The organism is Pseudomonas sp. SCT (genome assembly GCF_003864275.1).
GTDB lineage: Bacteria > Pseudomonadota > Gammaproteobacteria > Pseudomonadales > Pseudomonadaceae > Stutzerimonas > Stutzerimonas stutzeri_AE.
Genome location: NZ_BDJA01000001.1, coordinates 396,154 through 408,836, shown reverse-complemented (window position 1 = coordinate 408,836; position 12,683 = coordinate 396,154). Strand labels below are relative to the sequence as shown.

Below are 12,683 nucleotides of genomic sequence, written 5' to 3'. Positions count from 1 at the left end.
GTGGCAATCGCTAGCAGCGCATTGCCACCCGACCCTGCCGATTAAGCGCAGGAGGCCAAGCCGAAGCGGGACGCAAGCATGCTAGCGTCCCGCTCCGACCTCCAGCGTTTAGAGGACGTCCTGGGCGCGCCGCGCCCGACAACCCTGGATTCGCCCATGAGCACATCCCCACGCCCCTCCATCAGCTTCGAGTTCTTCCCGACCAAGACCGATGCCGGGCATGAAAAACTGCTGAACGTGGCCCGCCAGCTGGCCGGCTATCAACCCGATTTCTTCTCCTGCACCTACGGTGCCGGTGGCTCGACCCGTGACCGCACGCTCAACACCGTGCTGCAGCTCGACGGCGAGGTAAAGGTGCCGACCGCGCCGCACCTGTCCTGCGTCGGCGATACCAAGGCTGAATTGCGCGAACTGCTGAACATCTACAAGGATGCCGGCATCCAGCGCATCGTTGCCCTACGCGGCGACCTGCCCTCCGGCATGGGCATGGCCAGCGGCGAGCTGCGCTACGCCAACGAGCTGGTGGAGTTCATCCGCAGCGAGACCGGCGACCACTTCCACATCGAAGTTGCCGCCTACCCGGAAATGCACCCGCAGGCGCGCAATTTCGAAGACGACCTCGCCAATTTCGTGCGCAAGGCCAAGGCCGGCGCGAACAGTGCGATCACCCAGTACTTCTTCAACGCCGACTGCTACTTCTACTTCGTCGAGCGCGTGCGCAAGCTCGGTGTGGATACGCCGATCGTGCCGGGCATCATGCCGATCACCAACTACAGCAAGCTGGCGCGTTTCTCCGATGCCTGCGGCGCCGAGATTCCGCGCTGGGTACGCAAGCAGCTCGAAGCCTATGGCGACGACATGCAGAGCATCCAGGCCTTTGGCGAGCAGGTCATCACCGAGATGTGCGAGAAGCTGCTGGCCGGCGACGCGCCCGGCCTGCACTTCTACACCCTGAACCAGGCCGAGCCGAGCCTGGCGATCTGGAACAACCTCGGGCTGTCACGCTGAGTCTCCCGCCAGCTCCGTAGAAATACGGAGCTGGCTAATGAACCCGTGACCTGCGACACTGTCAGAGCAATGCGGCGTTAACAGGCTCTGTTATACTCCGCGCTTCCGCCAGGCTTACGCCCGGATGCCGCTCTTATATTTATCTGCGGCAGGACCGGACGGGATCGCACGCCAGTCGCGATTCGAGCCAGGCATGATCATCCCAGGGCCTCGCCCCTAACAAGACAGGATTACTCATGTCCTTTGCTTCCCTCGGTCTCTCCGAGGCTTTGGCCGGTGCCGTCGAGGCTGCCGGTTACACCCAGCCTACCCCCGTGCAACAGCGGGCCATTCCCGCCGTGTTGCAAGGCCGCGACCTGATGGTTGCCGCCCAGACCGGAACCGGTAAGACAGGCGGTTTCGCCCTGCCGGTCCTCGAACTCCTGTTTCCGGGTGGTCACCCGGACCGTGAACACCGCTACGGCCCGAAACAGCCGCGCGTGCTGGTGCTGACACCGACCCGCGAGCTCGCCGCCCAGGTTCACGACAGCTTCAAGGTCTATGCCCGTGACCTGCCCCTGAAGAGCACCTGCATCTTTGGTGGCGTCGGCATGAACCCGCAGATCCAGGCGGTAGCCAAGGGTCTCGACGTGCTGGTCGCCTGCCCCGGCCGCCTGCTCGACCTGGCCAACCAGAAAGCCATCGACCTCTCCCATGTGGAAATCCTCGTCCTCGACGAAGCCGACCGCATGCTCGACATGGGCTTCATCCATGACGTCAAGAAGGTCCTGGCCAAGCTGCCGGCCAAGCGCCAGAACTTGCTGTTCTCGGCAACCTTCTCCAAGGACATCACCGATCTCGCCGGCAAGCTGCTGCACAACCCCGAGCGCATCGAGGTTACGCCGCCGAACACCACCGTCGAGCGTATCGAGCAGCGCATGTTCCGCGTGGCCGCCAGCCACAAGCGCGCCCTGCTCGCTCACCTGATCACCCAGGGTGCCTGGGAACAGGTACTGGTTTTCACCCGTACCAAGCACGGCGCCAACCGCCTGGCCGAGTATCTGGAAAAGCATGGCCTGCCGGCTGCCGCGATCCATGGCAACAAGAGCCAGAATGCACGGACCAAGGCCCTGGCCGACTTCAAGGCCAACCAGGTGCGCATCCTGGTCGCCACCGATATCGCCGCCCGCGGTCTGGATATCGATCAGCTGCCGCACGTGGTCAACTTCGAGCTGCCCAACGTCGAAGAAGACTATGTGCACCGCATCGGTCGTACCGGCCGTGCCGGGCGCAGCGGCGAAGCCATTTCGCTGGTCGCGCCAGACGAGGAAAAGCTGCTCAAGGGCATCGAGCGCATGACCAAGCAGCGCATTCCCGAAGGCGATCTGATGGGCTTCGATGCCAGTGCCATCGAGGCGGAAAAGCCGGAGGTGCGCGAACCGCGCCAGCCGCGTCCGCAGCGCGGCGAAGGCAAGGCACGCGGCGAGCGTAACAAGCCTGCCGAAAAAGGTGCCGAGCAGAAGGAGCGTAATCGTCGTAGCCAGAGCAAGTCCCGCAAGCCTGCGCGCGATAGCGCCAGCGGCGAAGCGCAGGTCGTCGCGCGTCCGCCGCAGCTGCCGCCGGATCGCGCTCCGGACGAGTTCCGCGATGATGAGCTGGACAACTTCGGCAATCGCGTCGATTACGTCAGCCCGTACCAGAACAAGCAGAACCGCGGCCGCCGTCCCGGCGCCCCGGCTCAGCCTGGTAGCGCGCCACGCGCAGCCGGAGCCGCGCGTACTGGCGCCGCCGGTGCCGCTGGTGCCGGCGCGCCTGCTGCCAAGGGCAAACGCCCAGGCCAGGCCCAGGGCGCACGCAGTGGTCAGCCACGCAACGGCCAGCCTCGGCGCAAGAACGAAAGCCGTCGTATCGACGAGCCTGTCGTTTCGCGACAGGAGGCCGCCAAGCCTCGCGAAAAGCAGCCGGTGATCATTCACAAGGAATCGAAGATCGATCGTCTACCCAGCCTGGATCAGCTCGAGCAGCTACCAACGCGTCCACGGGGCGAGAAGCCGGCCCTGCTGACGCGTAACCGCGAAGCCTGAGCCACAGATGAAAACGCCGCCCAATGGGCGGCGTTTTCGTTTCTGCATACCGACAGCGCCGCGGTGATCAGACGAACACCGCGGCGACTCAGCTCAACCGCCGGACGGCTGCGTCTGACCAGCCTCCTGCCAGCCACCACCAAGCGCCTTGAACAGATTGACCTCGCTGGTCATCTGCGCCAGGCGGTCGCCAATCAGTTGCTGCTGCACGTTGAACAGCTGACGCTGTGCATCGAGCACAGTCAGGTAGCTATCCACCCCAGTGCGATAGCGGCGCTCGGCAAGGTTGTAGTAGTCCTCGCTGGTCTGCAGCAGATCACGCTGCGCCTGCACCTGGCGCGTGTAGGTAGCCTGGGCGGCCAGCCCGTCGGCCACTTCGCGGAAGGCCGTCTGGATGGCTTTCTCATACTGCGCGACCTGGATGTTCTTGCTGATCTGCGCGTAATCCAGGTTCGCCCGCAGCTGGCCGGCGTTGAAGATCGGCACGCTGATGCTCGGCGAGAAACTCCAGTAACCGGAGCCGCCGTCGAACAACCCGGACAACTCGCTGCTGGCGGTACCCGCCGCACCGGTCAGGCTGATACGCGGAAAGAACGCCGCGCGCGCCGCACCGATGCTGGCGTTGACCGCCCGCAGCTGGTACTCCGCCTGCAGGATGTCCGGCCGCTGCTGCAGCAGATCCGAAGGCAGGCCGATCGGCAGTGCCGCAAGCTGGGTCCGCTCCAGACCATCACCAGACGGCAACCCGGCCGGCAGGCTCTGACCCAGCAGCAGTGTCAGCGCGTTGCGGTCCTGCGCCACCAGGCGCGTGTACTGCTCGATGCTCACCCGCGCACTGTCGACGGCACTGCGCGCCTGGCGCAGCTCCAGTGCCGAGGCGACGCCGACATCGAAACTGCGCTGCGTCAGACCCAGGCTTTCCTCGTAGGTCTTGAGCGTGTCCCGCGTGACCTGCAGCAGCGCCTGATCGGCCTGCAGTGTCAGCCAGGCATTGGCAACACTGGCGATCAGGCTGATCTGGGTGCTGCGCTGCGCAGCCTCGCTGGCAAAGTACTCTTCCAGCGCCTGGTCGCGGAGACTGCGCAGGCGACCGAACAGATCGAGTTCCCAGGACACGCCGAACGTTGCGCTGTACTGACTGCTGATGGCCGGCTCGCCGGTCATGTTCATGTCCCCCGGCGTACGGCTGCGCGTGCCCGAGCCATCGGCACTCACTGCCGGCAGCACATCGGCACGCTGTACGCGATACAGCGCGCGGTACGCATCGACATTCAGCGCCGCAACGCGCAGGTCGCGGTTGTTTTCCAGCGCGACTTCGATCAATTGCTGCAACGCCGGATCGCGGAAGAACTCGCGCCAGCCAAGCGCCCGCTCGGAGGCCTGCGCCGCGCCCTGCGGGTAGGCCTCGCCCTGCGGCCAATCGCCGGCCACCGGGGCGTCGGGACGCTGATACTCCGGTATCAGCGAGCAGCCACCCAGGGCCGCCGCTAGGGCGAGGGCCAATAGAGACTTGTTCACAGCGACTCCTCCTTCGCGGCCTGGTTGGCGGGCTTCGTGCGATCGAAGAACGTACAGATCATCACGTAGAACAGCGGAATCCAGAAGATCGCCAGCACCGCAGCGGTCAGCATGCCGCCGATTACGCCAGTACCGATGGCATGCTTGCTGCCCGCACCGGCGCCAGACGCAACGGCCAGCGGCACCACGCCGAGGATGAACGCCAGCGAGGTCATGATGATAGGCCGCAGACGCATGCGACAGGCCTGCAGCGCCGCATCGGCGTAGCTCATGCCCTGTTCGTGCAGTGCCTTGGCGAACTCGACGATAAGGATCGCGTTACGCGCCGACAGACCGATGGTGGTGACCAGGCCGACCTGGAAGAACACCTCGTTGGACAGTCCGCGCAGCATGGTGAACGCCAGCGCACCAACGATACCCAGCGGCACGACGAGCATGACCGAGAACGGAATCGACCAGCTCTCGTACAGTGCCGCCAGGCAGAGGAACACCACCAATAGCGACAAGGCGTAGAGCGCCAGCGTCTGCGAGCCCGCCAGCCGTTCCTCGTAGGACTGGCCAGTCCAGGAGTAACCCACGCCCGGCGGCAGCTGGGCGACGATGCGTTCCACCTCGGCCATGGCATCACCGGAGCTGTAGCCAGGCGCCGGTTCACCGAGCATCTCGATCGCGCTGACGCCGTTGTAGCGGGACAGCTTCGGCGAACCGTAAGTCCATTCGCCGCTGGCGAAGGCGCTGAACGGCACCATCTCGCCGGCATCGTTGCGCACATACCACTTCGCCAGGTCTTCGGGGTTCATGCGGGCATCGGCGACGCCCTGCAGATAGACCTTCTTGACCCGACCACGATCAATGAAGTCATTGACGTAGCGCCCACCCCAGGCGATCGACAGCGTGCTGTTGATTTCCGCCAGCGAAATGCCGAGTACCCGCGCCTTTTCATCGTCGATAAGCACCTGATACTGCGGTTCGTCGCGCAAGGTGTTCGGTCGCACACGGGTCAGCACCGGACTCTGGCTGGCCAGCTGCATGAACTTGTCACGCGCTTGCTGCAGCACCTGCTGGCCAACGCCAGCGCGGTCCTGCAGGAAGAAATTGAAGCCTGTGGCATTACCCAACTCCATCACCGCTGGCGGCGCGAAGGCGAATACCTGAGCGTCGCGGAAGCTGGCGAAATGCTGTTGCGCACGCTGGGCGAGGGCGAAGACGCTGTCTTCCTTGTTGGTCCGTTCGCTCCAAGGCTTCAGACCGATGAAGGCGATACCCGAGCTCTGACCGCGGCCGGCGAAGCTGAAGCCGGTCACGGTGAACACGGAACGGACGATGTCGCCCTCTTCTTCCAGCAGATAGCTGCGCATCGCATCGATGCTCTGCTGGGTGCGCTCGGCGGTCGACCCCGAAGGCGTCATTACCTGGGCGAACAGCACGCCCTGATCTTCCTCCGGCAGGAACGCCGAGGGGATGCGGGTGAAGAGCACCACCATGACGCCAACGATCAGCACATAGAGCAACAGGAACGGTGCCTTGCGCTTGAGCACGGCTTTCACACCGCGCTCATAGCCATTGACGCTGCGCTCGAAGGTGCGGTTGAACCAGCCGAAGAAGCCACGCTTTTCGTGATGGTCGTCCTTGTCGATGGGTTTGAGCAGTGTCGCGCACAGTGCCGGGGTGAAGATCAGTGCCATTAGCACCGAGAGCACCATCGCCGAGACGATGGTGATCGAGAACTGCCGGTAGATGACCCCTGTCGAGCCACCGAAGAAGGCCATCGGCAGCAGTACCGCAGACAACACCACACCAATGCCGATCAGCGCACCCTGGATCTGCCCCATGGACTTGCGCGTCGCTTCCAGTGGCGAGAGCCCTTCCTCGCGCATCACCCGCTCGACGTTCTCCACCACCACGATGGCATCGTCCACCAGCAGGCCGATGGCCAGAATCATGGCGAACATGGTCAGGGTATTGATGCTGAAGCCGAACACCGCCAAGACGCCGAAGGTACCCAGCAGCACCACCGGCACCGCCAGCGTCGGAACCAAGGTCGCGCGGAAGTTCTGCAGGAACAGGTACATCACCAGGAACACCAGCACGAACGCTTCGAGTAGCGTGTGCATCACCCCAGTGATGGACGCAGAGATGACCGGCGTGGTGTCGTACGGATAGACCACTTCGACACCCGGCGGGAAGAACGCCTTGAGCTCTTCGATGGTCTTGCGTACACCTTCGACGGTATCCAGCGCGTTGGCACCGGTGGCCAGCTTCAGCGCCAGACCGGCGGCCGGCTTGCCGTTGAAATGGGCACTGACGGCATAGGTTTCGCCGCCCAGCTCGACCCTGGCGACGTCGCCCAGGCGCACCTGGGAGCCATCGCTGTTGACCTTGAGCAGAATGTTGCGGAACTGCTCCGGCGTCTGCAGACGAGTCTTGCCGATCACGGTCGCGTTGAGCTGCTGCCCGGGCAGTGCCGGCAGTCCGCCAAGCTGACCGGAGGAAATCTGCACGTTCTGCGCCTGAATCGCCGTGCTTACATCCACCGGCGTCATGCTGAAACTGTTCAGCTTGGCCGGATCGAGCCAGATGCGCATCGCGTACTGGGCACCGAACACCTGGAAGTCACCGACGCCCTTGGTGCGGGAGATCGGGTCCTGCATGTTGGCGACGATATAGTTGGCCAGGTCACGCTGGTCCAGGCTGCCGTCCGTGGACACCAGGCCGATGACGATGAGGAAGTTGCGTACGGCCTTGGTGACACGGATGCCCTGTTGCTGAACCTCCTGCGGCAGCAGCGGCGTTGCCAGCTGCAGCTTGTTCTGCACCTGGACCTGGGCGATATCCGGGTTGGTGCCCTGGTCGAAGGTCACGGTAATCGTCATGCTGCCGTCGGAGTTGCTCTCCGAGGAGATGTAGCGCAGCCCGTCGATGCCGTTGAGCTGCTGCTCGATGACCTGCACCACGGTGTCCTGCACCGTCTGCGCCGAAGCGCCCGGATAGCTCACCGAAATGCCAACGGCAGGTGCGGCAATGCTCGGGTACTGGTTGACCGGCAACTTGAGAATGGACAGGCCGCCGGCGAGCATGATCACCAGGGCAATCACCCAGGCGAAGATCGGCCGGTCGATAAAGAATCTGGACATGGACTAGAAACCCCTCAGCCTTCTTGGCCTTGGGGCTGTGCTGGCACCCCACCGCGATTATCGACATTGGTCGCCGGGACCGCTTCGACCTCCACTCCCGGCTGGATGAACTGCAGCCCTTCGGTGATCACTCGATCACCCGGCTGCAGGCCTTCGCCCACCAACCAGCGATTGCCCACGGCACGTTCGGTCTTGATCGGCCGCACCTCGACCTTGCTCTCGGCATTGACCACCATCGCGGTCGGATCGCCCTTGGTGTTGCGCGTCACACCCTGCTGGGGCACCAGGATCGCCTCGCTCTTCATCCCCGCCACCAGTTGCGCATGCACGAACATACCCGGCAGCAGATCCTTATCCGGATTTGGGAACACCGCGCGCAGGGTCACCGATCCGGTGCCGGCATCCACAGTCACCTCACTGAACTCGAGCTTGCCTTCATGGGCGTAGTCGCTGCCATCCTCAAGCTTGAGGGTGACCTTTGCCGCGTTGTCGCCGGACTTCTGCAGACGCCCTTCGGCCAGGTCACGGCGCAAGGCGAGCAGATCACGGGCCGGCTGAGTCACGTCGACATAGATCGGGTCGAGCTGCTGGATCGTCGCCAGTTCCTGCGTCTGGCCGTTGCTGACCAACGCACCTTCGGTGACGGCAGAACGGCCAATGCGCCCGGAGATCGGCGCCAGCACCTTGGTGTACCGCACGTCGATCCGCGCTCGCTCCAGCTCCGCCTCGGCTTGCAGGCTGGCGGCCCGCGCCTCGTCATAAGCCTGTTTGCTGACGGCCTGGTCCTTGACCAGCTCGGCATAGCGGTCGGCCAGCGACTTGCTGGACGCGACGCTCGCCTGGGCGCTCTTCAGCGTCGCCTCGTAGACCGACGCATCGATCTGATACAGCTGCTGCCCGGCCTTGACGTCGCTGCCTTCGGTGAACAGGCGCTTCTGGATGATGCCGTTGACCTGCGGCCGCACCTCGGCGATGCGGTAGGCACGGGTACGTCCGGGCAGCTCGGTGGTCACCGCGAACGGCTCCGCCTGCAGGGTCACGATACCCACCTTGGGCTTCTGCTGGGCCGGAGGGGCGGCTTCTTCCTGACAGCCGGCCAGGAAAACAGCCATGGCGAGAATGGACATCAGGGCAGCATTGGCTGACTTGATTGGCATGGATAGACCTCTTGAAAACCTGGCAGGCGGGATTGAGCAACAGCGCGCCGCGGACACGGAGTGCGGGATGAGCCGAAATATACTTACATCCATGACTGTCTGTAAACCGGCAAACGCTTATCGCTCCCATATAAAATGTTGCGAAACATGCGCCGCAGACCTCTGCATAGACGCTCAACCGCTGCGCGGAACTTTCCACATTCGCCCCCTGCAACGCAGAACGCCGGCTAACTGCCGGCGTTCCTGATCCGCTAGGACCTTCTTACTTACGCACACCTTCGACCGAGATGATCAGCTCGACCGTCTGCGAGGCCGGGCCCAGATCCATCTTGATGTCGAAGTCCTTGAGCGTCAGCGTGGTGCTGCCCTCGAAGCCGGCGCGATAGCCACCCCACGGGTCCTTGCCCTCACCGATGAACTTAGCGGCAATCACCACCGGCTTGGTCACACCATTGAGGGTAAGGTTGCCAGCGATATCGGCTGTGCCGTCGCCGGTAGGCTTCACCGAGGTTGACTCGAAGGTTGCCGTCGGGTGCTTGGCGACATTGAGGAAGTCGTCGCTGCGCAGGTGCTTGTCACGCTCGGCATGGTTGGTGTCGACGCTGGCAGTCTTCAGCGTGACATTGACCTTGCTCTCTTCCGGCTTGGCCGCATCGAAGCTGAACGCGCCGTCGAAGTCCTTGAAGGTGCCCCACAGCCAGCTGTAGCCAAGGTGGCTGATCTTGAAGTTGACGAAGGCGTGCTGGCCTTCCTTGTCGATGGCGTAATCGGCAGCGAAGACCTGGCCGCCTGCCAGGGCAGAACCGAGAACCAGTGCCGCGAGCGTTTTCTTGAGCATCGATGAGTCTCCTATCGGATGGTGATTAACCGGGATTACGACCGAGCATGCGCTTGAGCGTCGCGTCGCGGTCGATGAAGTGATGTTTGAGTGCGGCCAGCGCATGTACGACGGCGAAGATCACCAATGCCCAGGCGGCGTACTCGTGGACCAGTCCGGCACTGTCGGCCTGGTTGGGAATGGATGTGATCAACGCGGGCACGTCGAACAGGCCGAACACGCTGATCGCTCGGCCATCGGCGGTGGATATCAGGTAGCCCGACATCATCACCAGGAACAGCCCTAGATACAGCACGCTGTGACCCAACTTCGCCGCCATTTGCGTCAGCCGCCCCTGGCTGGCGAGCGGCGCCGGCGCTGGACTGATAAAACGCCAGAGCACCCGCAACAGCATGATCAGGAACAACACCAGGCCGATGCTCTTGTGCAGATCCGGCGCGGTGCGATACCAGCTGCTGTAGTAGGTCAGCCCCACCATCCAGTAGCCCAGACCGAACAGACCGAACACGGCCGCGGCGACCAGCCAGTGCAGCGCGATACTGGTCAGCCCGTAGTTGGTGGAGGAGTTACGCCAGCGCATTGATTCATCCTTTGAATTTCAGGCCTAGAAGCCTAGCCGGTTACCTATCGGAATAGAGCGCATTTTTTCGCTCTGAAACATCGAGTAAATCGATAAAAGACGCATCAAGTCTTGCCCGGACGCTTCTGCTAGGCTTCGCGACTCATAGCGGAGGAGTAACGATGAGCCTGAACGACAGCTGGATGCAACGCGACCTCGCCGTGCTCTGGCACCCCTGCACCCAGATGAAAGATCACGAACAGCTGCCGCTGATTCCAATCCGCCGCGGCGACGGCGTATGGCTGGAGGACTTCGACGGCAAGCGCTACCTCGACGCCGTCAGTTCTTGGTGGGTCAATGTATTCGGCCACGCCAACCCGCGTATCAATCAGCGCATCAAGGATCAGGTCGATCAGCTCGAGCATGTGATGCTCGCCGGCTTCAGCCATCAGCCTGTAGTCGAACTGTCGGAACGACTCGTTGCGCTGACGCCAGCCGGGCTGGATCGCGTCTTCTATACCGACAATGGCTCGACCGGCATCGAAGTAGCGCTGAAGATGAGCTTTCACTATTGGCGCAACAGCGGTCGCGGGCAGAAGCAGCGCTTCGTCACCCTGACCAACAGCTACCACGGCGAAACCGTCGCGGCGATGTCGGTAGGCGATGTCGCGCTCTTCACCGACACCTACAAGCCGCTGCTGCTGGACACTTTCAAGGTACCAAGCCCGGACTGCTACCTGCGGCCCGACGGCGTGAGCTGGGAAGAACACTCGCGACAGATGTTCGCGCATATGGAGCAGACGCTGGCCGAGCATCACCAGGACATCGCCGCGGTCATCGTCGAGCCACTGATCCAGGGCGCTGGCGGCATGCGCATGTATCACCCGGTCTACCTCAAGCTGCTGCGTGAAGCCTGCGACCGCTACGAAGTGCATCTCATCCACGACGAGATCGCCGTCGGTTTCGGCCGCACCGGCACCATGTTCGCCTGCGAGCAGGCCGGCATCACGCCCGACTTCCTCTGTCTGTCCAAAGCCCTCACCGGCGGCTACCTGCCGATGGCCGCGGTGCTGACTACGGACAGGATCTATCAGGCGTTCTACGACGACTATTCGACGCTGCGGGCCTTCCTCCACTCGCACACCTACACCGGCAACCCGCTGGCGTGCGCCGCAGCGCTGGCAACGCTGGATATCTTTGCCGAGGACAATGTCATCGAGGCAAACAAGCCGTTAGCCGCACGCATGGCCAGCGCCACCGCACACCTGGTCGACCACCCGCATGTGGCAGAGGTCCGTCAGACCGGCATGGCGCTGGCCATAGAAATGGTTCAGGACAAGGCCAGCCGCACCGCGTATCCCTGGCAGGAGCGGCGCGGCCTGAAGGTCTACCAGCACGCCCTGGAGCGCGGCGCGTTGTTGCGGCCGCTCGGCAGCGTGGTGTATTTCCTGCCGCCGTATTGCATCACCGAGGAGCAGATCGACTTTCTCGCCGCTGTCGCCACCGAAGGCATCGACATCGCTACACGAGATGCTTCGGTATCCGTAGCAAGCGGCAGTTACCCAGGGTTCCGCGATCCGGGCTGATGCTGACAAGGTATCCAAGCGAGGTAGCCTGCGAGCCGGGCTGCCGATGCTTTAGACTGTCGCCTCCGACTTCCCGCCTGTAGCTGCCCTATGCGCCTATCCCGCTTCTTCATCGACGCTCCGCTTTCTCTCGGCCAGCATCCGCTGCCTGAAGCATCGGCCCACTACATCGGTCGGGTGCTGCGCCTTACCCCCGGCAGCGCAGTGCAACTGTTCGACGGCAGCGGCGACGAGTTTAGCGGCGAACTGCTGGAGGTCGGCAAGAAGACGGTCACCGTCGAACTGCGCGAGCACCTGAAAGGTATGCCGGAGTCGGCGCTACAGATTCATCTGGGCCAGGGACTGTCGCGCGGCGAGCGGATGGATTGGGCAATCCAGAAAGCCACCGAGCTGGGCGTCGCGCAGATCACTCCGATCATCAGCGAGCGCTGCGAAGTGCGCCTCAACGACGAGCGTGCCGACAAGCGCCTGGCCCACTGGCGGCAGATCGCGATCAGCGCCTGCGAGCAATGTGGCCGGTCGGTTCTGCCGATCATTCACGCGCCCGTCAGCCTTCGCGACTGGCTGGCTGTTGAAGCAGAGCTGAAGTTGGTGCTTCACCCGATAGCCGAGCCGCTGGCGAGCCATGCGAAGCCGCAGACGCTGGCGTTTCTGATCGGTCCGGAAGGCGGCTTGAGCGAAAACGAAGTCGAGCAGGCCGCCGCGCAGGGGTTCCTGCCCGCCAGGCTCGGCCCGCGGGTGCTGCGCACCGAGACCGCACCTGTAGTGGCCTTGAGCGTGGCGCAGCAGTTGTGGGGGGATTTCTAGCGGGGCGCTGGCA

General features: G+C 63.4%; 9 protein-coding genes. 4 read left to right on the top strand and 5 right to left on the bottom strand.

Annotated elements, in window-relative coordinates; all coding sequences use genetic code 11:
* Window positions 1–156: 156 nt before the first annotated feature.
* Both metF and BHD08_RS01930 read left to right on the top strand, forming a co-directional pair.
* The gene (metF, locus tag BHD08_RS01935; protein ID WP_125020629.1) at window positions 157–1,008 is read left to right on the top strand and encodes a methylenetetrahydrofolate reductase [NAD(P)H]; all 852 of its coding nucleotides are present in this window, start codon (window positions 157–159) and stop codon (window positions 1,006–1,008) included.
* Window positions 1,009–1,244: 236 nt separating this feature from the next.
* Complete coding sequence (locus BHD08_RS01930; protein ID WP_125020628.1) at window positions 1,245–3,071, top strand: DEAD/DEAH box helicase; 1,827 nt, start codon at window positions 1,245–1,247, stop codon at window positions 3,069–3,071.
* 93 nt (window positions 3,072–3,164) lie between these two features.
* Here the strand turns inward: BHD08_RS01930 and BHD08_RS01925 are convergent, their stop codons facing one another.
* The 5 genes from BHD08_RS01925 to BHD08_RS01905 form a co-directional block, all read right to left on the bottom strand.
* Window positions 3,165–4,589: an AdeC/AdeK/OprM family multidrug efflux complex outer membrane factor gene (locus tag BHD08_RS01925; RefSeq protein WP_015275317.1), complete on the bottom strand. Its 1,425-nt coding sequence runs from the start codon at window positions 4,587–4,589 to the stop codon at window positions 3,165–3,167.
* Window positions 4,586–7,723 carry an efflux RND transporter permease subunit gene (locus BHD08_RS01920; RefSeq protein WP_125020627.1) on the bottom strand — a complete coding sequence of 1,046 codons (3,138 nt, stop codon included), beginning with the start codon at window positions 7,721–7,723 and terminating at the stop codon, window positions 4,586–4,588. The genes BHD08_RS01925 and BHD08_RS01920 overlap by 4 nt, the downstream gene beginning before the upstream one ends.
* A 14-nt stretch (window positions 7,724–7,737) precedes the next feature.
* Window positions 7,738–8,880, bottom strand: coding sequence for an efflux RND transporter periplasmic adaptor subunit (locus BHD08_RS01915; RefSeq protein ID WP_125020626.1), 1,143 nt, complete (start codon window positions 8,878–8,880; stop codon window positions 7,738–7,740).
* A gap of 262 nt (window positions 8,881–9,142) precedes the next feature.
* The gene (locus tag BHD08_RS01910; protein WP_015275314.1) at window positions 9,143–9,718 is read right to left on the bottom strand and encodes a YceI family protein; all 576 of its coding nucleotides are present in this window, start codon (window positions 9,716–9,718) and stop codon (window positions 9,143–9,145) included.
* A 25-nt stretch (window positions 9,719–9,743) separates the two neighbouring features.
* Window positions 9,744–10,298: a cytochrome b gene (locus tag BHD08_RS01905; protein WP_015275313.1), complete on the bottom strand. Its 555-nt coding sequence runs from the start codon at window positions 10,296–10,298 to the stop codon at window positions 9,744–9,746.
* A 161-nt stretch (window positions 10,299–10,459) separates the two neighbouring features.
* On the opposite strand from BHD08_RS01905, the gene BHD08_RS01900 reads away from it, so the two are divergent.
* Window positions 10,460–11,863 (top strand): adenosylmethionine--8-amino-7-oxononanoate transaminase, encoded by a 1,404-nt coding sequence (locus BHD08_RS01900; protein ID WP_125020625.1) that lies wholly within the window; start codon window positions 10,460–10,462, stop codon window positions 11,861–11,863.
* 90 nt (window positions 11,864–11,953) lie between these two features.
* Window positions 11,954–12,670, top strand: a complete 717-nt coding sequence (locus BHD08_RS01895; protein WP_125020624.1) for a 16S rRNA (uracil(1498)-N(3))-methyltransferase — start codon at window positions 11,954–11,956, stop codon at window positions 12,668–12,670.
* The last annotated feature ends 13 nt before the right edge of the window (window positions 12,671–12,683 follow it).